The organism is uncultured Jannaschia sp., assembly GCF_947494025.1.
In the GTDB taxonomy this organism is placed as follows: domain Bacteria; phylum Pseudomonadota; class Alphaproteobacteria; order Rhodobacterales; family Rhodobacteraceae; genus Jannaschia.
In genome coordinates this window covers 1-21,281 of sequence record NZ_CANLTQ010000036.1, presented here as the reverse complement: position 1 = coordinate 21,281, position 21,281 = coordinate 1, and the positions used below count along the sequence as shown (strand labels likewise).

The 21,281-nt window shown below is 64.0% G+C and carries 19 protein-coding genes and 2 pseudogenes; 7 read left to right on the top strand and 14 right to left on the bottom strand.

The features are described from left to right. A pseudogene (locus Q1B08_RS19020) lies at window positions 1-261 on the top strand (hypothetical protein); the annotation flags it as partial. 331 nt (window positions 262-592) lie between these two features. On the opposite strand, the gene hmpA reads toward Q1B08_RS19020, so the two are convergent. From hmpA to Q1B08_RS19005, 3 genes are all read right to left on the bottom strand, one after another. Next, window positions 593-1,792, bottom strand: coding sequence for an NO-inducible flavohemoprotein (gene hmpA / locus Q1B08_RS19015; protein WP_299822305.1), 1,200 nt, complete (start codon window positions 1,790-1,792; stop codon window positions 593-595). Between the two features lie 118 nt (window positions 1,793-1,910). After that, window positions 1,911-2,189: a DUF6522 family protein gene (locus Q1B08_RS19010; RefSeq protein ID WP_299822303.1), complete on the bottom strand. Its 279-nt coding sequence runs from the start codon at window positions 2,187-2,189 to the stop codon at window positions 1,911-1,913. A 9-nt stretch (window positions 2,190-2,198) separates the two neighbouring features. Next, window positions 2,199-2,654, bottom strand: coding sequence for an Rrf2 family transcriptional regulator (locus tag Q1B08_RS19005; protein ID WP_299822300.1), 456 nt, complete (start codon window positions 2,652-2,654; stop codon window positions 2,199-2,201). Window positions 2,655-2,736: 82 nt separating this feature from the next. Here Q1B08_RS19005 and Q1B08_RS19000 point away from each other — a divergent pair, with 82 nt between their 5' ends. Genes Q1B08_RS19000 through Q1B08_RS18985 form a run of 4 tightly spaced genes read left to right on the top strand, consistent with a single transcriptional unit; the run spans window position 2,737 to window position 6,326 of the window. Beyond that, on the top strand, window positions 2,737-3,720 hold the full coding sequence (locus tag Q1B08_RS19000; protein WP_299822297.1) for a hemerythrin domain-containing protein: 984 nt from the start codon (window positions 2,737-2,739) through the stop codon (window positions 3,718-3,720). Between the two features lie 26 nt (window positions 3,721-3,746). Continuing rightward, window positions 3,747-4,454, top strand: coding sequence for a 5-formyltetrahydrofolate cyclo-ligase (locus Q1B08_RS18995; RefSeq protein ID WP_299822294.1), 708 nt, complete (start codon window positions 3,747-3,749; stop codon window positions 4,452-4,454). Beyond that, window positions 4,451-5,650, top strand: coding sequence for an NnrS family protein (locus Q1B08_RS18990; RefSeq protein WP_299822291.1), 1,200 nt, complete (start codon window positions 4,451-4,453; stop codon window positions 5,648-5,650). The genes Q1B08_RS18995 and Q1B08_RS18990 overlap by 4 nt, the downstream gene beginning before the upstream one ends. A gap of 4 nt (window positions 5,651-5,654) precedes the next feature. After that, a complete protein-coding gene (locus Q1B08_RS18985; protein ID WP_299822288.1) occupies window positions 5,655-6,326 on the top strand; it encodes an NnrU family protein in 672 nt (223 codons plus the stop codon). Window positions 6,327-6,372: 46 nt separating this feature from the next. Here the strand turns inward: Q1B08_RS18985 and glp are convergent, their stop codons facing one another. The 10 genes from glp to Q1B08_RS18935 all read right to left on the bottom strand — a co-directional run bounded on the left by glp (window position 6,373) and on the right by Q1B08_RS18935 (window position 19,298). After that, window positions 6,373-7,668, bottom strand: coding sequence for a gephyrin-like molybdotransferase Glp (glp, locus tag Q1B08_RS18980; RefSeq protein WP_299822286.1), 1,296 nt, complete (start codon window positions 7,666-7,668; stop codon window positions 6,373-6,375). After that, a complete protein-coding gene (locus Q1B08_RS18975; protein ID WP_299822284.1) occupies window positions 7,653-7,862 on the bottom strand; it encodes a hypothetical protein in 210 nt (69 codons plus the stop codon). The genes glp and Q1B08_RS18975 overlap by 16 nt, the downstream gene beginning before the upstream one ends. Next, entirely contained in the window at window positions 7,859-8,176 is a 318-nt protein-coding gene (locus tag Q1B08_RS18970; protein WP_299822280.1) for a hypothetical protein, read from the bottom strand. Before Q1B08_RS18970 ends, Q1B08_RS18975 begins: the two co-directional genes overlap by 4 nt. Next, window positions 8,173-8,934: a peptidylprolyl isomerase gene (locus Q1B08_RS18965; RefSeq protein ID WP_299822278.1), complete on the bottom strand. Its 762-nt coding sequence runs from the start codon at window positions 8,932-8,934 to the stop codon at window positions 8,173-8,175. Before Q1B08_RS18965 ends, Q1B08_RS18970 begins: the two co-directional genes overlap by 4 nt. A 137-nt stretch (window positions 8,935-9,071) precedes the next feature. After that, window positions 9,072-9,857 (bottom strand): respiratory nitrate reductase subunit gamma, encoded by a 786-nt coding sequence (narI, locus tag Q1B08_RS18960; protein ID WP_299822276.1) that lies wholly within the window; start codon window positions 9,855-9,857, stop codon window positions 9,072-9,074. A 10-nt stretch (window positions 9,858-9,867) separates the two neighbouring features. Then, window positions 9,868-10,566, bottom strand: coding sequence for a nitrate reductase molybdenum cofactor assembly chaperone (gene narJ, locus Q1B08_RS18955; RefSeq protein ID WP_299822274.1), 699 nt, complete (start codon window positions 10,564-10,566; stop codon window positions 9,868-9,870). Further along, a complete protein-coding gene (gene narH / locus Q1B08_RS18950) occupies window positions 10,563-12,089 on the bottom strand; it encodes a nitrate reductase subunit beta (RefSeq protein ID WP_299822272.1) in 1,527 nt (508 codons plus the stop codon). The genes narJ and narH overlap by 4 nt, the downstream gene beginning before the upstream one ends. Next, entirely contained in the window at window positions 12,089-15,856 is a 3,768-nt protein-coding gene (locus tag Q1B08_RS18945; protein WP_299822270.1) for a nitrate reductase subunit alpha, read from the bottom strand. The genes narH and Q1B08_RS18945 overlap by 1 nt, the downstream gene beginning before the upstream one ends. Continuing rightward, window positions 15,853-16,503, bottom strand: a complete 651-nt coding sequence (locus tag Q1B08_RS18940) for a carbonic anhydrase (protein ID WP_299822268.1) — start codon at window positions 16,501-16,503, stop codon at window positions 15,853-15,855. Before Q1B08_RS18940 ends, Q1B08_RS18945 begins: the two co-directional genes overlap by 4 nt. A gap of 65 nt (window positions 16,504-16,568) precedes the next feature. Next, complete coding sequence (locus tag Q1B08_RS18935) at window positions 16,569-19,298, bottom strand: MFS transporter (RefSeq protein WP_299822266.1); 2,730 nt, start codon at window positions 19,296-19,298, stop codon at window positions 16,569-16,571. 170 nt (window positions 19,299-19,468) lie between these two features. Here Q1B08_RS18935 and Q1B08_RS18930 point away from each other — a divergent pair, with 170 nt between their 5' ends. Beyond that, on the top strand, window positions 19,469-19,930 hold the full coding sequence (locus Q1B08_RS18930; RefSeq protein WP_299822264.1) for a hemerythrin domain-containing protein: 462 nt from the start codon (window positions 19,469-19,471) through the stop codon (window positions 19,928-19,930). A 4-nt stretch (window positions 19,931-19,934) separates the two neighbouring features. Here the strand turns inward: Q1B08_RS18930 and Q1B08_RS18925 are convergent, their stop codons facing one another. Then, a complete protein-coding gene (locus tag Q1B08_RS18925; RefSeq protein WP_299822262.1) occupies window positions 19,935-20,660 on the bottom strand; it encodes a Crp/Fnr family transcriptional regulator in 726 nt (241 codons plus the stop codon). A gap of 305 nt (window positions 20,661-20,965) precedes the next feature. On the opposite strand from Q1B08_RS18925, the pseudogene Q1B08_RS18920 reads away from it, so the two are divergent. Then, window positions 20,966-21,211 (top strand): annotated as a pseudogene (locus Q1B08_RS18920) (transposase); the annotation flags it as partial. Between the last annotated feature and the right edge of the window lie 70 nt (window positions 21,212-21,281).

The window sequence follows — 21,281 nt, the reverse complement described above, 5'->3', positions numbered from 1 at the left end:
CCTGCGCGCCATCAAGCGCCTCGGCCGGACCATCTGGCGGCGCTGGAGCGGATACCACCGCCGAAGCCGCGCCGAGACCAAGCCTCTCGGGACATTGCTGCGCAATGCCCTGCCGGCCAATGGATGAATTGCATGAAACTGCTCGGCCAGAAGCTCATGTCCCGCGACTTCGATCGACAGACCGCCGAGCTTCAGGTCCGCATCGCTATCCTCAACCGCTACACCGCCCTCGGCATCCCCGTCACGCGACCCCTAGGATGACCCCCACGGGGGAAAGGGGACGCTCGGCCTCCAGGCGTTCCGTGCAACAAGGCCCCGTACGGACATAATAGCCTTGTTCGGTTTGCAGGTTGCTGGTCGTACCAACGAAGCCTTCTCTGGAAGCGGCCATTCGCTGTAACCGCAGTCGAGCGACCGCAAAGGCGGATGGAGCGAGCTTCCGTTGCACACTCCACGCCCAGCTGGCCTTCTTCAGAAAGTGCCTCCTCAAGGTGTACCCTGCGAAACCTCCGAATGCGAAAGGCGGTTCGATTGGCCTAAACAGGTTCACCCGACGGCCCGTTGTCGAGTGGGCCGCCGGATCGGTTTAGCCTCAGGCAGCCATCAGATCGTCCGCCGGCCCGAAATATTCGTAATGAATTCGATCCCGAGCGACGCCGGCGTGCTCCAAGCCGGTCACGAACGTCCTCAGAAAAGCAGTCGGTCCGCAGATGAAATAATCGGCCTCGCCGGTCGGCGTGTTCTCGACCAGCCAGTCGAGCGGTATTCGGCCGACTGCGTCGTAGCCTTGATCCTGCGGTTTGGGATGCTCGTAAAACACGTTCACATTCGCGCCGGTTCGTTCGGCCAGCTTGCGGACGTGGTCGCTCATGGCGTGAGCCGAACCATCGAGCGTGCCGTGGATGTAGTGTATGGTCGCCGCCGTGGGTCGGGTCGCGAGCGACTCGAACATGGCAACCATGGGGGTCAGACCGACGCCGCCGCTTAGCAGGACGACCGGGCGAGACGGTTGGTCGGGGAGGACGAACTCGCCCGCGGGTGGCGCGACTTTCAGGATCGTTCCGGGCACGGCGCTGTCGTGCAGCCATCCCGAGGCGACGCCGCCCGGCTCCCGCTTCACCGAGATCCGATAGCTTTCCCCGTTCGGCGCCGCCGAAATACTGTAGTTGCGTCGTTGGGGAACCTCTCCGGGCCGTTCGATCAGAAAAGTCAGATACTGGCCGGGCCGATGGGGCACGACCGGCTTGTCATCTGCGGGGCGCAGGAGGAACGAGGTGATGACGTCGCTTTCCGTTTTTCGATCCGCGACAACGAAGTCGCGCCATCCTGTCCAACCGCCGGGAGCTGCGGCGGTGCGGTCGTAGAGTGTTTTCTCCCGGGCCATGAGGATATCGGCAAGCGCCCAGTACGCCTCCTCCCAGGCGGTCATGACCTCATCCGTCGCCGCGTCGCCCAACACGTCTCCGATCGCCCCCAAGAGAGCTTCGCCGACGTAGGGGTAATGTTCTGGCAGGATCTGAAGCGCTACATGCTTCTGGGCGATCCGCTCGACTGCCGGGCCAAGCGCGCCCAAGGTCTCGATGTTGCGCGCATAGGCCAGCACCGCGCCAGCCAGCGCCTTTGGTTGCGATCCGGTCTCGCCGTGATGGGATTGATTAAATAGAGCCCGGATTTCATCATCTCGGAAAAGCCGGTCATACATACGCCGCGTGATCTTCAGCCCGTGTGCTTCCAGTGCCGGAACGGTCGCCTTTACTGTTTCGATCGTGTTTGGACTGAGTGTCGTGGCCATTCTGATCTTCCTTTGCTTACTTTTCGGGATCCGGGGCATCGCCTGCTCCGTGATATTGGTATCCGCAACGCGCATATGACGATCGAGCTATCCGAACATCAGGAAGTCCCGGTTTTTCTTATCGAGTAGTCTGGGGCATCGGCGAACGCGGAGCGTCGAACCGCGAGCGACCGAGAATCCGGCCGGTTTCGTCTACAGTCAGACGCAGTGCCCTTCCCCCGTGGAAGAAGGCCAGCCTCCAGCGTCCTTCATCCTCGTCCGCGCCCTTCTCGCACCGCGAGGTGATCGCGCCCGATTGCATGAGGTTCCGGATCCCCGCCGCCTTGATGCCGAAGGCATCCGCCAGGATATCGGCGTCCACGACGAAGCCGTCTTTGCCCGGTTCGATCTGCGTCATGCCAAGTCCTTATGTTCTATGGGGCAAACCAGCTGCGCACTTGCGGTCAGGCTGCCATTGTAGGCGCGGGAGCGCGATGTCGGCCAGAGTCGAGCGGTTGAGATCGCTCAGGAAGGCCCGTTCAGCCGCACGCAAACGGGCCTTCAACCGGCATCGCCCCTTGATTGTGCAATGTGACGTGCCGGAGCCGAAGCACTCCACGATCGCCTGGCCCTCCTCCAGCAAGGCGATCAAGTCGCCCAGTCGCAGCTCGGCCGCGGCCCGTGCCAGCACCGCGCCGCCGCCGCCGCCGCGCCGTGTCTCGACGATGCCGGCACGCGACAGCCTCTGCATGACCTTGCTCAGGTGATTGCGTGACAGGTCGAACTCAACAGCCAGTTCGGTGGTCGAAAACGGCCGTTCGGGCTCGCTTGCCATACGCATCAGCATCCGTAGGCCGTAATCGGTGAAAGAGGTCAGACGCATGTGGGGTCCGGCTCCATGAATAAGTATTTACAATGCGTATTGTCAAGATTATCCCCGAATGCAACCCAAAAGGGAGGCCAACATGACCGACATCGTCGCAGACCGCCCGCGCGTGATCTCGGCCCGACCCCAGATCACGCGGAGGCAGAGCGAACAGACGGGGCTGAACGATGCGGTGCTGACGAAGCTGGTCCACGCCTTCTACGGCAAGGTCAGGTCCGATTACGTTCTCGAGCCGATCTTCGCGGCGCGGATTTCCGATTGGGAACCGCATCTGGCGCGGATGGTCGATTTCTGGTCGTCCGTTGCCCTGATGACCGGACGCTATCACGGGGCTCCGGTCCCGGCCCACACGGGCCTAGCGGTGACAAAGTCCGATTTCGACCGCTGGCTCGCGTTGTTCGCCGAAACCGCGCGCAAGGTCTGCACCCCCGAGGGGGCCGAGCATGTCATCACTCGCGCCGAACGCATCGCCCGATCGCTCCACATGGCGGTAGAAGACACGCAGCGCGTCTGCTCTCATGCCGTTCCCGCGCTGCGCTGGCAACAGGAGAATCCGATGATCGACACGCTCCCGATCCACGACGCCGCCGAACTGACCCGTCACATCGAGACCCGCTATCACGCGCGTCACCGCGAGCAGTTGCCGCCGCTCCTCAAGCTGGCCGAAATGGTCGAGGACCTTCATTGCTGCGACGAAGGGGTGCCGCACGGGCTTTTCGAACTCTTGCGCCGGATGAGCGGCAAGATGGAGATCCACATGAAGAAGGAGGAACTCGTTCTCTTTCCCGCGATCCGACGCGGCGTCAGCGCGGGTCTTGGCGCGCGGGTTGCCGCGATGCGGGCCGATCACGACGAATACGGCCGCGAACTCGTCAAGATCGGGCGGTTGACGCAGGACATGACCGTGCCTGATGAGGCCTGCATCAGCTGGCGGACACTGTATTCAGGTCTGGCCGAATTTACAGACGACCTGACAGAGCACATCCGGCTCGCGAACGATGTGCTGCTCCCTCGGTTCGAGCGGATGGTCGGAGGCAAGGATGGCATCACACCCGTCATTTGACCGCTCCTCTGCGAAGGCGAAATCGCATGACTGAACAAAAGGATAGTGCTCCGTGTGACAGCTACGCATCACCGCCCTGCATGGCGCACGAAGTCGATCCGGCATATTTCGATCCGCCTGCCGTAGAGTCGGACCAGACGTGGGATGTAATCCAATGGCGCAAGTCCGAGCGCGCCCGATTGCGCGCCGCGCGCCAAGCGCTGAGCGTGGATTTGCGCAACGCCGTCGGACAGGAATTGGCGTCGCACCTCCACGGGTTTCTCAACGCTCGTTTTGGCGGCGGGCAAAGCCAGGCTCTGTCAGCCTATTGGCCGATCAAGGGCGAGCCGGACTTGCGCCCGCTCATGACGGAGCTGCATGCCGCGGGTGTCACCATTGCCTTGCCTCTGGTCGAGACCAAGGCTGCGCCTCTGGTATTCCGACGCTGGACACCCGAGATGAAGATGATCCGCGGCCACTGGAACATTCCGGTGCCACCGCCCGACACCCCCATAGTCGCGCCAGAGATCGTGCTCGTCCCGTTGGTCGGCTGGGATGAGGCGGGCTACCGGCTCGGCTATGGTGGAGGGTATTTCGACCGGACGCTGGCCGCGCTTGGACGACGGCCTTTCGCGATCGGCGTCGGCCTTCAGGCAGCGCGTCTCGCCACGATCCATCCGCAACCGCACGACATCCCGCTCGATGCGATTATCACCGAGGCCGGCGTTCAGGTCGAGAAAAGCAGGGTCCTTTGAGCAGCACCGCCGAACAGATGCGCGCCTGGCGCGGGCCGGCGCTTCTAACCTACGGCTTTCGCCCGTTCTTCTTCGGCGCAGGTATCTGGGCCGTGATTGCGATGGTGATCTGGGTGCCGATGCTGAGCGGTCTCGCCGTTCTGCCCACTGCCTTCGATCCTGTATCCTGGCACGCGCACGAGTTCTTGTTCGGCTACCTGGGCGCGGTCGTCGCGGGCTTTCTGCTGACGGCGGTGCCGAACTGGACCGGGAGGTTGCCGATCGTGGGCTGGCCGCTCGGCGGGTTGTTCGCGCTCTGGATCATCGGCCGGATCGCTGTGGCCTTGTCGGCAGGTCTGCCTGCCATCGCTGTGGCTATGGCCGACCTGGCCTTTCCCGTCGTTTTGGCGGCGGCAGTCGCGCGCGAGATCGTCGTAGGCCGCAATGGGCGCAACCTGATCGTGCTAACGATGCTCGGCATGCTGATCCTCGGCAACGCTGTGTTCCACTGGGAAGGCGCCCGCGGAGACTTTGCGGCGCAAGGCACGGGGCTGCGCCTCGGCCTCGCGGCGGGCATCATGATGATCGCGGTAATCGGCGGCCGCGTCGTCCCTTCGTTCACGCGCAATTGGCTGGTCAAGCGGCAAAGCCCGGTCCTGCCGACGCCGCCGATGCAGCGTTTTGACAAGCTGGCGCTGCTCCTCCTTGCTCTGGCGTTGTTGCTTTGGGTAATGGCTCCCGTCGCCGTCGTGACCGGGCTGGGGATGTTGCTGACCGGCGCCGTACATCTCTGGCGATTGGCGCGCTGGACAGGTTACCGGACCAGGGCCGAGCCGCTAGTGCTGGTCCTGCATGGCGGCTACGCGTTCGTACCGCTCGGCGCTTTGGCGATTGGCACCGCAATCCTTTGGCCGGGCATGCTCGGGCTGGCAACCGCGCAGCATGTCTGGATGGCAGGGGCCCTCGGCTTGATGACGCTCGCGGTGATGACGCGCGCGACACTCGGTCATACGGGACAGGCGCTCAGCGCCGGAACCGGTACCGTCCTGATTTATGCAATGCTGATCGTCGCGGTTCTGGCGCGAGTGCTGGCCGGGCCAATGCCGGCGCTCGCCCCGGCGCTTCACGCCGTTTCTGGTGTTGCCTGGATTGCCGCCTTCGGCGGCTTCTCGGCGCTTTACGGGCCTCTCCTGCTCCGCATCCGGCCGGCGCGGTAGGCGAATGGGCTGGACGGGGTTCATTGCGGCCTTTGTCGGGTTCTTCGTGCTGCATTCGGTGCCGGTACGTCCACCGGTGCGGCCGTGGCTCGTGGCGCGGCTGGGCCATGCGGGTTTCGGCATCGTGTATTCCATCCTGTCGATCGCCGCGCTCGCCGTGCTCTTCGTTGCGGCCGATAAAGCGCCCTACGTGCCGCTCTGGCCCGAGCCGCCAGGCGTGCATTGGCTGGTACTGGCCGCGATGTCGGGGGCAAGCCTTGTCTTGGCCTTCGGCCTCTTCCAGCCCAATCCGCTCTCCTTCGGCGGCACGCGGGACAGTGCGTTCGATCCAAGAAGGCAAGGCCTTCTTCGGTGGGTGCACCATCCGATCCTCGCCGCCTTCTTCCTCTGGTCGGCTGCGCATCTCGTCGCGAACGGCGATCTCGCCCATGCGGTGATGTTCGGCAGCTTCGCGGGATTCGCGCTCTTCGGCATGTGGATCATCGACCGCCGCCGCTGCCGCGAGATGGGCGAGGACGCTTGGCGGCGAACGACTATGCGGATGCACGCGGCGCCGATCCACTTGCCTCGCGCGTCGGTTCTCCGCTTCGGCGGGGCAATCGCAGCGGTCGTCGCGCTGGTCCTGTTGCATCCGTGGTTGGCAGGCGTCGGCGTACTTTGGCGCTTTCTACCGTGACGCAGGCATGCGCCGAACCGGCCCCCTTCGCTCTGTCAAGCGAGCGTCAAAGAGGCAGGAACCGGAGAAGGTCTCCCTCCAAAATCTGCTTCGCGTCAGCGGGCAGGATCACCAGCCCATCAGCCGCCGCAAGGGCGGCAAGGCTGTGGGTGAAACGCTCGGTTATGGGCTCGACGATCTGCGCGCCTGTCTCGTCCGTCCCGACCCGCCGCGCGGGGCGGAACTCGCAGCGGCCCGGCCGGCGTTCGAACGTGAAACCAGCGCGGACGAAGATGTCCCGGCGGCAAGGCGGCCGGCCCGCGAGCGCCGCGACACATGGCGCACCAAATAGCGTCCATCCGACGAAGGCCGAAAGCGGAGTGCCCGGCAAGCCGATGTGGACGGAACGCCCGATCCGTCCGATCAGGATGGGTTTGCCGGGCTTCATTGCCACCTGCTTCACGACGACTTCGCCACCTGTCCGCGCCAGGGCGCGGCCCATGTGGTCGGCGTCGCCAACGGAAACACCACCGCTGGTGACGACGAGGTCGGCCCAACTCGCGGCTTCGGACAGCGCCTTCGTGAGCGTGATCGGGTCGTCGTGTACGCGCCCGAAGTCGCGCCGCTCGATCCACGGCTGGACGACCGCGGCAGCCAGCATGGGACCGTTCGCATCCCAGATGTGACCCGGGCCGAGCGCATCGCCAGCCGGGAGGAGTTCGTCGCCGGTAACCAGGGTCGCGATCCGCACGCGGCGGCGGACGTGCGGACGCGCGATGCCTGCCGCCGCAAGGGCCGCCGTCTCGCGCACTCCGATGAGGGCACCCGCCGACAGGATGGGCGCGCCGGCGGCCAGATCCTCACCCGCGCGACGGATATTGTCGCCCGCGGGCGGGATGGTGTCGAGCCGGATCACGCCGCCGTCGCGCCGCACGCGCTCCTGCATGACGACGGCGTCGAAACCTGCGGGGACCGGCGCACCCGTCAGGATGCGGATCGCCCCCGAGAAGGCCTCAGGCGCCAGCCCGCCCGCTGCGACCCGACCAACCACCGGAAGTTGCCACGGCCCCGCTCCGATGAGCTCCACTCGCCGGACGGCGTAGCCGTCCATCGCGGCCGAGTCGAAGGAAGGCAGCGGGCCGAGTGCCCGAGCCCCCTCAGCAAGCACGCGGCCTGACGCCTCTGCGAGCGGCACGAGTTCCGTCTCAGAAATCGGCCGGGCGAGCGCGACGGCACGCGCGAGCGCCTTCTCGACGGAGATCAGATGATCGCGCGGGGGCTCGGTCGCCGGCCCCTGATCCCGATATTCGACGAGTGCATCACCCGCTTCGACCGACCGAAGGGGAGTCAAAGCAGGAGCCACAGGGCAATCAGGACGCCGACGATCACCACGACCGCCCAGACGATCGGCCAGGCGCGACCTTCCTCGTGCTGAACCGAGGCGCTTTCCGACGGCGGCCGGGTCGGGGTCTCGGTGTCCCGAGAGGTGTTCTCGACGGATTTCAGCTTCGGGTTCAGTCCGCGACGGCCCGCGTCCTTGCCAGCAGGATCGTTCATAGCGTGACCTCCTCGTTCGCGCCTGCATTCTCCTTGCGGCTGATGTCCAGGCGCCACCGCATCATCGTGAGAAGCAGTGCGCGGCCGGGGTCGTCCGCGTCCCGCATCCGCGACACCAGCATCGCCCAATCCTCCTCGCCAGCCCGGTTCGAGAAATCGGCGACGGCGCCGCGGGCGAAGGTAGCGGTGTCTTCCTGTCGCCGCATCGCTTCGGCGTGCAGCGCCGTCCAGAGGTCCGGGTCCGCCGGTTTCAGCCATGTTTCGATATCCGCGCCGGATCGCCGGGCGGCGGAAAGGACGTCGCCCAGCATCATGCTCCTGCCTCCGGTTCGATGAGGATACCTTCAATATTCGCCCGGTCAGCGAGGTCCGCGACATAGCGGGCGGCGCCCATGGTCCAGGCGCGCGCAGCCATCATGTCGCCGATCTTGTCGTGCACCGCTTCGAAGGGCAGGACGTGGCCTTCTATGCACCGCGCCAGCCGGATCACGTGCCAGCCGAAGCTGGAGCGAATGGGCCGACGACAGGTTTCGCCGGGCGACAGCGCCTCGATGGCCTGCTGCACTTCCGCCACAAGCTCGCCGCGCCGCACCTGGCCGAGCGAGCCGTCCTGCTGCGCCGAAGGGCAGGTGGAAAGCTCCCGAGCCGCGGTCGCGAAGGCGGTCGGATCGTCACCAACCTCACCGGCGATCCGGCGCGCCTCGATCCCGGCGACGGACCACGCGCCGGGGCTGTCGCCATCCGGCTCGATAAGGATGTGGGACGCCTCGAACAGATCGGGCGTGCGGAAGCGCTGGCGATCGGCGTCGTAGTATCGGCGGCACTCTTCCTCACCCGCTTCTTCAGGCACGACCGCCGCATCCAGTAGCTCCGAGATCAGCGCATCCTCGTCGGTCTCGCTGCGCTCTTCGTCGCCCGCCGGAGAGAGATCCAGGCGGTGCGCCTCCTGCAACAGCAGTTCCCGCACGGCGAGGGCACGGGCGGCCTCGCGCCAGGCGGCGTCCGCATCGGGGGCGGGATGGTGCTGGATTTCCCGCGCGATCGCTTCGGGATCGATCTCGATCCCGTTCACGCGCACCTCCGAGAAGGTCGGCGGCGGCGGCATGGCGCGCGCGGGCGCGGTGCCGCCGCATCCGCCAGACTGGCAGGCCCCCATCATCTGGGGCTCGGGGCGGGGTTCGGGCTTCAATCTTGGAACCTCATGCCTGCTCATGCGCCGGACCCTCCGCTTTCAGATGTCTGTCGTGCCATCGTCTGCCCACCTGCCGGAAGTGAAGTTCCCGCCGGAATGTTGCGACTCTTGCCAAGTGGATGCCGGCTTCGCACGATCTGATAGCCGGGTCGGAGGAGGAACCAGATCGGTACGCTCCAGATATGCACGAGGCGGGTGAACGGCGTGATGAGGAACAGGATCAGGCCGAGTATGATGTGGAGCTTGTAGATCCAGAACGTGTCTTGAAGTTGCGCGGGGGCAGCCGCGTCGAAGACCACGATTGCATTGGCCCAGCCCATCAGTCGCACCATCTCCTCGCCGTCCAGATGTTGCGCCGTCCACCAGATCGACAGGACGCCAAGCACGAGTTGCAGCCACAAGAGCACCAGCACCGCGATGTCGCCGATCGATGAACTGCGCCGGATGCGCGGGTCGAAGAGCCGACGGTGCAGCAGCAGCGACGACCCGACCAGAGCCATCAACCCGGCGATGCCGCCCACGACCATGGCGGTGATCTGCTTGAAGCTGTGCGTCACACCCACAGCGTCGAATACGCCGATCGGCGTCAGCAGGCCGATGAAATGGCCCACGAAGAGGATCAGAACGCCCATGTGAAACAGGTTCGAGCCGATCATCATTTGCCGCCGACGCAGGAACTGGCTGGACTGCGACCGCCACGAGTACTGATCGGCGTCGAACCTGAAGATCGAGCCGACGATCAACACCGTGATGGCGAAATAGGGAAACCAGCCGAAGGCCAGTTGGTTCAGGAACTCGCTCATCGTCTCCTCCTCAGCCTTTGGTGCCGCGTGCGGCCGTCATTGCCTTGCCCTTGGCGCGCAAGCGGGCGACGATGCCTGTCGGCCCGCCCATGTCGTGGGCTCCGGTAAAGGTCACTTCCTTCTCTTCCCACTCATCGTCGATCCGCGCTGGATCGTCCGAGGGCGCATTCTTCTGCAACTCGTCAACCGCCTTGTGATCCGGGTGCGCGTTCGACAGCGCAAGGATTGCTGCGAAGACGGCGGCATAGTCGGAGCCGCGTTCGCGCAGGCGCTGTTCCAGCGCAGCCAGCACATGGGCGGGCTGCGCCAGGGTCTCGCGAGCTTCGGCCGGAGGCAGGCAAGAAGCGTATTCGAGGAAGACGGGGATGTAATCCGGCAATTCCTGGGACTCGAGCAACAGGCCCGCCTGCATGTATTGCTCTGCCAGGTCGAGCATGGCCTGCCCCCGCTCGCGATTGTCGCCGTGGACGTGCTCGAACAGGTGCAACGACAGGGCGCGGGAGCGGTCGAATAGGTCCGTATAAGCCGTTTGCGCGTCGATCAGGTCGTCGCGTTCCAGCCGGTCGAGAAGCGCGTCGAGCCCGTTGTGGACAGGTCGCCCGAATGCCTTCTCCTTTTCCAGTGTGGCCCGCAACTCGGACACGTGCGACTTCAACTCAGCGGACGGATAGCCCGTGAGAGCGGCGAGGGTGCGTAGCGTCAGTCTCATGTCGGAACGTCCATGTAGGGTTTCTTCGGCGTGCGCTTGGTACCGCCGAAGAGGTTGGTCTTGCTGGCCCCGCCCGAACCTTCGTGGAATCCGAAGCCAGCCGAGCCGCGCAACTCATAGGCGTCCTCCTCGATCTCCCGATGGGTGGTGGGGATGACATAGCGGTCCTCGTAAGCCGCCAGCGCCATCGTCTTGTACATGTCCTCGATCATCGGCTGGGTCAGCCCGACGCGCTCCGGGATCGACTGATCGATGCGGCCCTCGACGCTCTTGGCACGCATGTAGGCCCGCATCGCCAGCATCCGCTCCAGCGCCGAGGCCACCGGTGCCTCGTCGCCCGCGGTCAACAGATTGGCGAGATATCGCAGTGGGATGCGCAGGGACCGGACATCCGGCATCCCGTCCTTGGCGCTGATCTTGCCGGCCTCGTGCGCCGACTGGATGGGCGACAGCGGTGGGACATACCACACCATCGGCAGGGTCCGGTATTCGGGATGCAGGGGGAAGGCGATTTTCCAGTCCATCGCCATCTTCCAGATGGGCGAGCGTACCGCCGCCTCGATCCACTGGTCGGGGATTCCCTGCGCACGGGCCTCGGCCTGAACTTCCGGATCGTGGGGGTCGAGGAACACGCCAAGCTGCGCGGGATAGAGATCCTTGGGATCCTCCACCGACGCCGCCGCCTCGATCTTGTCGGCGTCATAGAGCACCACGCCCAGATAGCGGATGCGCCCCACGCAGGTTTCCGAGCAGACTGTCGGCTGACCGGTCTCGATCCGCGGATAGCAGAAGATGCACTTCTCGGATTTGCCCGTCGACCAGTTGTAGTAGATCTTCTTGTAGGGGCAGCCCGAAACGCACATCCGCCAGCCGCGGCATTTCTCCTGGTCGATCAGGACGATGCCGTCCTCCTCGCGCTTGTAGATCGCGCCCGAGGGGCAGGAGGCGAGGCAGGACGGGTTCAGGCAATGCTCGCAGAGCCTCGGCAGATACATCATGAAGGTCTCTTCGAACTGACCGTAGATCTCTTTCTCGACCCCTTCGAAATTATAGTCGCGGCCGCGGCTGGAGAACTCGCCGCCCAGCATGTCCTCCCAATTGCCCGACCATTCGATCTTGTTGATGACCTCGCCCGTCAGGAGCGAGCGTGGCTTGGCCGAGGGCTGGGCCTGAAGCTCGGGCGCCTTCTGAAGCCATTCGTATTCGAACGTGTAGGGCTCGTAGAAATCGTCGATCTCGGGCAGGTGCGGGTTGGCGAAGATCTTGGCCAGGATTCGCCATTTTGAGCCCTGACGCGGTATGATCCGGCCGTTCTTCTTGCGAACCCAGCCACCTTGCCAGCGGTCCTGGTTCTCCCAGTCCTTGGGATATCCGATGCCGGGTTTGGTCTCGACGTTGTTGAACCAGACGTATTCGACGCCCTCGCGGTTCGTCCATACGTTCTTACAGGTGATCGAACAGGTGTGGCAGCCGATGCATTTGTCGAGGTTCAGCACCATGGAGATTTGAGCGCGTATCTTCATTATTCCGCCGCCTCCCTGCGGGTCGTGCCGAAAGATGCATCCGTTGCGTCGGAATCCTCGGCCGCCTTGTCGAACCAGTTCACCTTGCTCATCTTGCGCAGGATCACGATCTCGTCGCGGTTTGCGCCAACGGTGCCGTAGTAATTGAAACCGTAGGCGAGCTGGACGTAGCCGCCGATCATGTGGGTCGGCTTCATGTTGATCCGCGTCACCGAATTGTGGATCCCGCCGCGCTGCCCGGTCATCTCCGAGCCGACCGTATTCACCAGCTTCTCTTGAGCGTGATACATGATGCAGGATCCCGGCATGATCCGCTGGCTGACGATCGCCCGCGCGGTCAGCGCGCCGTTGACGTTGAACGCCTCGATCCAGTCGTTGTCGACGATCCCGGCCTCGCGGGCATCGTCCTCGCTGATCCAGACGGCCGGGCCGCCGCGATTGAGGCTCAGCATGATGAGGTTCTCGGCATAGGTCGAATGGATTCCCCATTTCTGGTGGGGTGTGAGAAAGTTGAGCTGAATTTCTTTGTTGCCGTTCGGAAGCTTTCCGAGTGCCGCGGCCACGCTGCGTGTGTCGATAGGCGGCTTCCACGTCACGAAGGCCTCGCCGAACGCGCGCATCCAGTGATGATCCTGATAGAGCTGCTGCCGCCCGGTCAGTGTCCGCCAGGGGATCAGTTCATGCACGTTCGTCCAGCCGGCGTTGTAGCAGACCTTCTCGCTTTCGATCCCGGACCAGGTCGGGCTCGAGATGATCTTCCTGGGCTGGCTCACCACGTCGCGAAAGCGGATCTTCTCTTCTTCCTTGCCCTCGGCAAGATGGGCGTGCTCACGGCCGGTGGTCTTGGATAGCGCTTGCCACGCTTTGACGGCGACCTCGCCATTCGTCTCCGGGGCCAGCATCAGGATCGTCTCGCAGGCGTCGATGTCGGCGTCGATCTTCGGACGGCCCTTCGTCGGCCCGTCGAGGACCGTGCCGTTCAGCTTGCCCAAGAGCTCGACCTCGTGTCCGGTCTCCCAGTTCAGGCCCTTCGATCCGTTGCCCAGCTTTTCGAGGGCGGGACCCAGAGATGTGAAGCGAGCAAAGACCTCTGGGTAGTTGCGTTCGACCAGCGCCACGGACGGCATCGTCTTGCCCGGAATCGGTTCGCATTCGCCGCGGCCCCAGTCCTTGGGTGCATAAGGCTGCGCGAGCTCGCCCGGGCTGTCGTGCTGGATCGGGGTCAGCACCACGTCGTGCTCTACGCCCAGCACCTCGGGCGCAACCTCGGAGAAGGCCTTGGCGATGCCCCGGAAGATGTTCCAGTCGCTGCGCGCCTCCCACGATGGGTCAACCGCCGCCGTAAGCGGGTGGATGAAGGGATGCATGTCGGTCGTGTTTAGATCGTGTTTTTCGTACCAGGTGGCCGTGGGCAGCACGATGTCGGAATAAAGGCTGGTGGTGGACATGCGGAAGTCGATGTTCACCATGAGGTCCAGCTTGCCGACCGGCGCTTCCTCGTGCCAGGCCACCTCGTCGGGACGGACCAGCCCCTCGGCATCGTCGGCGCCGATGACGCCGTGAAGCGAGCCGACGAAATGCTTCAGGAAGTACTCGTGCCCCTTGCCGCTGGCGCCCAGCACGTTCGAGCGCCAGAAGAACATGTTGCGCGGCCAGTTGCGCGGATCGTCGGGATCGGCGTTGGCGAATTGCAGGTCGCCGGACTTCAGTTTCGATGCGACGGCCTCGCCGGGATTGCCGCCGTCCCTGGCCAGCGCGGCGCCCACCTCCAGCGGATTCTGTTGGAGCTGCGGGGCGGAGGGCAGCCAGCCCATCCGTTCGGCCCGCACGTTGTAGTCGATCATCGCGCCGGACCAGTCGCCCTCGGGCGCCGTGGGCGACAGCAGTTCGGAGACCTGCATCGACTCGTAGCGCCACTGATCGGTATGGGCATAGAAGAAGCTGGTGCCGTTCATCTGGCGTGGAGGGCGCGTCCAGTCGAGGGCGAAGGCCAGCGGCAGCCAGCCCGTCTGCGGGCGCAGCTTCTCCTGTCCGACATAATGCGCCCAGCCGCCCCCGGACTGGCCGATGCAGCCGCACATCACCAGAAGCTGGATGATGCCGCGGTAGCTCATGTCCATATGATACCAGTGGTTCAGCCCCGCCCCGAGTATCACCATCGACCGGCCCTTCGTCGTCTCGGCATTCTGGGCAAATTCACGGGCGATCTGGATGATTGCGTCGCGCTTCACGCCCGTGACCTTCTCGGCCCAGGCAGGGGTGAAGGGCACGTCCGCGTCGTAATCCTTTGCCACGTTCTCGCCGCCGAAGCCGCGGTCGAGCCCGTAATTGGCGCAATAGAGATCGAAGACCGTAGCCACCTTGACGGCGCCGCCACCGGCCGTCGCGATCTCGCGCACGGGGATGTTGCGCATCAAGATGCGCTCGTGATCGGTGGCGGTCCAGTCATGCGCGGCGGTGCCGCCGAAATACGGAAAGGCGACCGGTTCGATCCCGTCGTGATGGTCGGCCAGCGTCGTGCGCAGACGGATGTCGCGGCCCTTGCCGTCTTTCTCCTCCAGGTTCCATTTGCCGGCTTCGCCCCAGCGATGGCCCGACGACCCGAGCGGTGCGACCAGGTCGCCCGTGGTTTCGTCGATGCCGATGGCCTTCCAGTCGGGATTGTTCGTCTCGCCCAGATTGTCTGGCAGGTCGGCCGCGCGCAGCATCCGGTCGGGAACGAGCAGGCCGTCGCGCTCGCTCAACGTGACCAGAAGCGGAAAATCCGAATACTTGCGCGTGTAGTCGCTGAAATACTCCGATTGCCGGTCGAGGTAGAATTCCCGCAACGCGACATGGCCGAAGGCTAGGGCCAGCGCGGCGTCGGTGCCTTGTTTGGGATGGAGCCAGATATCGGAGAACTTGGCCGCCTCGTTGTAGTCGGGCGCGATCACCGCCGACTTGGCACCGCGATAGCGCACCTCGGAATAGAAATGCGCGTCCGGCGCCCGTGTCATCGGCACGTTCGAGCCCCAGACCAGCAGGAAGCCCGCGTTGTACCAATCGGCGCTTTCCGGCACGTCGGTCTGTTCGCCCCATGTCTGCGGCGACGACGGAGGCAAATCGCAATACCAGTCGTAGAACGACAGGCAAACGGACCCCAGCAGCGACAGATAACGGCTGCCCGCCGCGTACGAGATCATTGACATTGCGGGGATGGGCGAGAACCCGGCGATCCGGTCGGGCCCGTATTCGCGCACCGTGTAAGCGTTGGCCGCCGCGATCAGCTCATTGATCTCGTCCCAGCCAACGCGCACGAAGCCGCCGCGGCCGCGTTTCGACACCCAGTCGTGGCGCTTCTGCGGATCCTCCGCGATCGACCGCCAAGCCGCGACCGGGCTCATCGACGCGCGCGCCTCACGCCAATGGCGGATCAGGCGGGCGCGAACGAGAGGGTATTTCACTCGCGTACCGGAATAAAGATACCAGGAGTAGCTGGCGCCTCGAGGACAGCCACGTGGTTCGTGGTTCGGCAGGTCGGGCCGCGTGCGCGGATAATCGGTCTGCTGGGTCTCCCACGTCACGATGCCGCCCTTGACGTAGATCTTCCACGAACACGACCCGGTGCAGTTCACGCCATGGGTCGAGCGGACGATCTTGTCGGCGGCCCAACGCATGCGATAGGCGTCTTCCCATGCCCGGCTTTCATTGGTCGTGATGCCGTGCCCTTCGGAGTATTTTTCGCGCTTGGCGCGGAAGAACGTCAACCGGTCAACGAAGTGGCTCATACTGGTCTCCTGATTTTGTCCCGCGCCGTCGCGGATCGGTTCGAAGTCCGGGACGATGCCGGGACCGGCGCGATCGTGCATTCCAGATTGCGCAGAAGTCCGTCCTCGATCCCGTATATGAGACCGTGGAGGCGCACTGGTGACTCACGCGCCCAGGCCCTGCGCAGAATCGGCGTCTCCGCCACCCGTGCGACGCCATCCAGAACGTTGAGCTCAGCCAACCGCCGCAGCCGGTCGGCGCCCGCGCCCAAGTCCTCTTCGTAGTTTCGAGCCAGGCGCCGGATTGGTTCTAGCCAGTGATCGGCGAGGCCGTGCGGCAGGTGATCCTCGCACGCAGCGCGTACCCCGCCGCATCCGTAATGGCCGCAAAGGATGACTTCGCGGATCTGGAGCGCTTCGACCGCGAATTCCAGCGCGCTCAGCAGGTTCATGTCCGACGAATGGACGACGTTCGCGACGTTGCGGTGCACGAACACTTCGCCCGGATCGAGACCCGCGACGACATTCGCAGGCACCCGGCTGTCCGAGCATCCGATCCAGAAGAACTCGGGCGTCTGACGCGTCGCGAGCCGCGCGAAATACCCCGGCTGCTCGCGCGTCTTGCGCGCGGACCAGTCGGCGTTGCGTCTCATGAGATCGGCCAGCATTGGGCGGCGTCCTCTTCGGTTTCGGGTTCGCGGCGCACGCGCGGTCGCGCATCGCAATGGGGCGCTCATGCGGGCTGGGCGCGCGTCGTCTCGCGCTCCCCGCCGCGTTCGATGTCGTGCAGAAGCCCACCCGGCCGAGTATAGTAGAGCCAGGTGATGGCGACGCAGATCACGTAAAAGACCAGGAACCCCCACAGGGCCGCGACCGGACTTCCAGTCATATCGAGCGATGTTCCGTAAGCCTTGGGGATGAAAAAAGCGCCGTAGGCGGCGATGGCGCTTGTGAAGGCAACGATCGCCGCGCTCTCGCGGTCGGACTGGCGCCGCCGCTCCTCGGCGTCGAGGCTAGGCATCAGGCGTGGCACCTCGCGGCTCATGATGATGGGGATCATCTGGAAGGTGGACGCGTTGCCGACACCGGTCAGGAAGAAAAGCGCCATGAAGCAGGCGAAGAAGCCGATGAAGCTACCTCCTGTACCTGCGACAGGCAGGAACGTGATCACTCCGAAGACGGCAACGATCATCCCGATGAACGTCCAGAACGTGACCCGCCCACCGCCGAACCGGTCGCTGATCCATCCCGTCCCGGCACGGCTGAGTGCGCCGACGAGCGGCCCGAGGAACACGTATTGCAGCGCGTTCACCTCGGGGAACATGATCCTCGTGAGGAGCGGGAAGCCGGCCGAATAGCCGATGAAGCTGCCGAAGGTGCCGGTGTAGAGAATACACATCAGCCAGTTGTGCTTGCGGGTGAAGATCACCGCCTGTTCGCGGAAGCTGGCGCGGGCGTCGGCGATGTCGTTCATGCCGATCCAGGCGGCGGTGGTGGCCACCAAGATGAACGGCACCCAGACGAAGCCGGCGTTCTGCATCCAGAGCTGCCCGCCGTCGCTCATGTCCTGAGGCTGGCCGCTCAGCGCGCCGAAAACACCCGCCGTGATGACGATCGGCACAAGGAACTGCATCACCGACACGCCAAGATTGCCGAGCCCGGCATTCATTGCCAGCGCGTTGCCCTTCTCAGCCTTGGGGAAGAAGAAGGCGATGTTGGCCATCGACGAGGCGAAGTTGCCGCCGCCGAGCCCGCAAAGCAAGGCCAGTACCAGGAAGATGAGATACGGCGTCTCGGAGTTCTGCACAGCATAGCCGATCCCCAGAGCCGGCAAGAGCAGCGAGCCGGTCGAAAGCGTCGTCCAGAGCCTTCCGCCGAAGATCGGCACCATGAAGCTGTAGAAGATGCGCAGGGTTGCCCCGGACAGACCCGGCAAAGCGGCCAGCCAGAAGAGTTGTGACGACGTGAAATCAAACCCGATCGCCGGCAATCGCGCGACCACCACCGACCACACCATCCAGACGGCGAACGCGAGCAGCAGGGCCGGGATCGAGATCCACAGATTGCGCTGCGCGATGCGACGGCCCTTCTCGCGCCAGAAGACGGGATCGTCGGGGCGCCAATCCTCGATGCCCCGCGACGTCGCAGTCTGACCGGGGCGATGGATGGTCTGCATCTCGGGCAGTTCCGGCAGGTCAGACAGCGCCTCGCCCTGAGCCTCGCGCTCCATGATCCGGATCGATACGTGCATCCACACGAAGGCAATGCAGACGAGGAAAAACAACAGTAGGAAGCAACTCGTGTAGATGCCGGTCAGATCGAGAAGAGCCCCAAAAGCGATTGGCAGGATGAATCCTCCCAAACCGCCGATCATCCCGACCAAGCCACCGACCGCGCCCACATGGTTCGGGTAATAGACGGGGATGTGCTTGAATACCGCGGCCTTACCGAGGCTCATGAAGAAGCCGAGCGCAAAGATGGTGGCGACGAACGGCCAGAAACCCATTTCGGTCGAGAAGGTGATCGGGCCGTCCTTGCCTTGGATCACGTAATCCGTCGGCGGATAGGACAGCATGAAGAGGAAAACGAGCGAGAAACCGAACGTCCAGTACATTACAGCCCGCGCGCCAAACCGGTCGGATAGATGCCCGCCATAGGCGCGGAACAGCGAGGCCGAGAGCGAGAAGCTGGCCGCCGCCATGCCGGCGGTCCGCACATCGGTGCCGTAAACGTCGATCATGTAATGCGGAAGCCACAGCGCCAGGGCCACGAACGCGCCGAAGACGAAGAAGTAATAGAGCGAAAAGCGCCAGACCTGAAGGTTCCGCAAAGGGGTGAACTGGCTGGCGAAGCCGGGGCTCTTATCGCCCGACTTCCGGCGTGCGACCAGTTGCGGGTCGTCCTTGGCGAAAACGAAGAACGCAACCGCCATAAGCGCGAGCGCGGCTGCCCAGACATGGGCAACGCCTTCCCAGCCGTAGGCGACCATGACGAAGGGCGCCACGAACTTCGTCACCGCCGCACCGACGTTTCCAGCGCCGAAGATGCCGAGCGCCGTCCCCTGATGTCCGGCATCGTACCAGCGCGAGACATAGGCAACGCCGATGATGAACGATCCGCCGGCGAGCCCGATGCCGAGCGCTGCGATCAGGTAGACAAGATAACTGCTCGCGAAGGTAAGAGCCCAGGTGGCCGCCGCGGTCAGCAGCATCTGCGCCGGAAACACGATCCGACCGCCGTATTTCTCGGTCCAGACGCCGAGGAACAGCCGCGTGACGGAACCGGTCAGGATCGGCGTCGCCACCAGAAGCCCGAACTGGAACTCGGACAAGCCGAGCTCCTCCTTGATCGCCACTCCGATAATCGAGAAGATCGTCCAGACCGCGAAACAGGCGGTGAAAGCGACGGTGCTGAGTCCCAGGGCCCGCGTCTGTTCGCCCGTGCCGCTTCCGGTTTCCTGCATAGCTTGCCCCTCCAATGACCTTCGATCGTTGGAATCATTCCTTCAAGGCAGAGCGTAGGACGCCACCACGTCGCGTCGGTTTGACAAATGTCAATGTTTTCAAAATTGAACCGAAATATACTGGTTCGCGTCGACGAATGCCGCTTGGGCAAAGGGCCGGAGCATTGGAGATGAGCACGCCGCATCATAGGGCAGACCAAAGCGAAACGGTGCCAGCGAGCTTCGACGAATGTCTTACCCGTCAGTTTGCACTTTGCGCCGCGCTCGAGACCCTAGCTGATACTCTTCCCTTGAACGTCGACACCCTGGCCGCGACCCGCCTTGCCGAGGCGCTGCATCCGACGTTGTCGTGCTGCCAGATTTTCGAGGAGACCTACGTCTTCCCGATCATTGCGCAGTCCGGGCCGCAGGTCGAACTGATCGTGGAGCGCCTTCGGCACGAGCACATCGAGGATATCTATCACGCCCGCGACGTGTGCGACTCCGTGAAAGCATTCGCAGGACGTCGACATCGGGTGACCGCCAACGAGGAAGGCTATATGCTGCGATGCCTCTTCACCTCGCTCAGGCGGCACCTCGCTTTCGATCGCGACTATGTCATGCCGCTCTACCTCCAGGTGCGAGGATGCTGACGGATCAGATACCCGCTTCGGTCGTGAGTGCAGGATAGTTAAGAACGGTCACGTGTCGGTTCTTCTCGATCGAGATGATCTCGGCGTTGCGTAGACGTGTCAGCTGGCGGCTTACCGTCTCGATGGTCAAGCCGAGAAAATCGGCGATGTCTGCCCGCGTCCATGGCAGGTCGATGACATCGGAGAAGCCATCCACTGTCGGATCGATATGCGTACCCAGCAGCAACAGAAAGGAAGCCAGCTTCTGTGACGCCGATTTCTGACCGAGGATCACCATCCACTCACGGGCATCGTCGAGCTCGCGCAGGGATTGCGCGTACAGGCGATGTTCCAGCGGGTGGGATTGCCGCGCCATGTCTTCCAATTCGGCGCGCGGAAAAACGCAGAGACGAACGGTGCTGGCCGCCACAGCGCCGACGCTGCTGCTGCCTGCAAAAGGACGACCCAGGAAGTCCGGCGCGAACTGAAGCCCGACGATTTGCTGCCGGCCGTCCGGTAAGAGCTTGGTCAGCTTGACCACGCCGCTCAGGATATTGGCATAGGTATCGACGGGAAGGCCGGCCGATACCAGTTCAGTCCCCGCCGGGACTTCACGTCGCCTCGCGTGTCGACCCAATCGCAGAAGTTCGGCCGGTTCGAGAGCGCTGCAAATCCCCCCGTGACGGGCTTCGCATTCCCTGCAAACGACCGGGATGGCGGAACTATGGATATCCTGTCGGATCGTGCCCACCTCCTGTTGCTCGAACGGTGGTTGGAGAAGACCGCGGCCGGGTGGGCGACCTGAGTGATCACGATGGCGATCAGCATCGAGTAGTTCAATAGTATGTGAACCCCATGAGTATCCAATCATTCAATTTTTGGATTGGACGAACGCGCCAGTCGCCAGCTGGTCGTTGACCCCAAGCGGCGGGTTCTGTGCCGTGTCAGGTGTAGAACGCAGAAGACTCCAGTCGTTCACGCACGCCGAAAAAAGGGCGATGGGCGGTGAACCGCCCCGAGTTTCCCGGAGGCTCCTGAATGTGAGAGGACGGAGCCATGGGGAAGACATCAGCAAGGTATGCGCCAGAGGTGCGCGAGCGGGCGGTCCGGATGGTTGGCGACCATGCGGCCGACCATGGGAGCCAATGGGCGGCGATCCAGTCGATCGCGCCGAAGATCGGCTGCACGGCGGAGACGCTGAGAAGGTGGGTTCGTGGAGCTGAGCGCGCGTCCGTGCCCGGTGCCGAGGCACGGGCCGAGGAGGCGGCGCGTGTGAAGGCGCTGGAGCGGGAGGTCCGAGAGTGTCCGATCTTCTGTGTATGAGGTTGCCGGTCCATTCTGACCCCAAGGGGAGATGGACGATGACGAAGAA

Coding starts and splice junctions, on each gene's coding strand:
- narJ (WP_299822274.1), bottom strand. CDS start 10,566: ATGAGACTGACGCTACGCACCCTCGCCGCTCTCACGGGCTATCCGTCC.
- Q1B08_RS18985 (WP_299822288.1), top strand. CDS start 5,655: ATGGGCTGGACGGGGTTCATTGCGGCCTTTGTCGGGTTCTTCGTGCTG.
- Q1B08_RS18940 (WP_299822268.1), bottom strand. CDS start 16,503: ATGCTGGCCGATCTCATGAGACGCAACGCCGACTGGTCCGCGCGCAAG.
- Q1B08_RS18995 (WP_299822294.1), top strand. CDS start 3,747: ATGACTGAACAAAAGGATAGTGCTCCGTGTGACAGCTACGCATCACCG.
- Q1B08_RS19010 (WP_299822303.1), bottom strand. CDS start 2,189: ATGACGCAGATCGAACCGGGCAAAGACGGCTTCGTCGTGGACGCCGAT.
- Q1B08_RS18935 (WP_299822266.1), bottom strand. CDS start 19,298: ATGCAGGAAACCGGAAGCGGCACGGGCGAACAGACGCGGGCCCTGGGA.
- Q1B08_RS18930 (WP_299822264.1), top strand. CDS start 19,469: ATGAGCACGCCGCATCATAGGGCAGACCAAAGCGAAACGGTGCCAGCG.
- Q1B08_RS19000 (WP_299822297.1), top strand. CDS start 2,737: ATGACCGACATCGTCGCAGACCGCCCGCGCGTGATCTCGGCCCGACCC.
- Q1B08_RS18970 (WP_299822280.1), bottom strand. CDS start 8,176: ATGATGCTGGGCGACGTCCTTTCCGCCGCCCGGCGATCCGGCGCGGAT.
- narH (WP_299822272.1), bottom strand. CDS start 12,089: ATGAAGATACGCGCTCAAATCTCCATGGTGCTGAACCTCGACAAATGC.
- Q1B08_RS19005 (WP_299822300.1), bottom strand. CDS start 2,654: ATGCGTCTGACCTCTTTCACCGATTACGGCCTACGGATGCTGATGCGT.
- hmpA (WP_299822305.1), bottom strand. CDS start 1,792: ATGGCCACGACACTCAGTCCAAACACGATCGAAACAGTAAAGGCGACC.
- narI (WP_299822276.1), bottom strand. CDS start 9,857: ATGAGCGAGTTCCTGAACCAACTGGCCTTCGGCTGGTTTCCCTATTTC.
- Q1B08_RS18975 (WP_299822284.1), bottom strand. CDS start 7,862: ATGAACGATCCTGCTGGCAAGGACGCGGGCCGTCGCGGACTGAACCCG.
- Q1B08_RS18945 (WP_299822270.1), bottom strand. CDS start 15,856: ATGAGCCACTTCGTTGACCGGTTGACGTTCTTCCGCGCCAAGCGCGAA.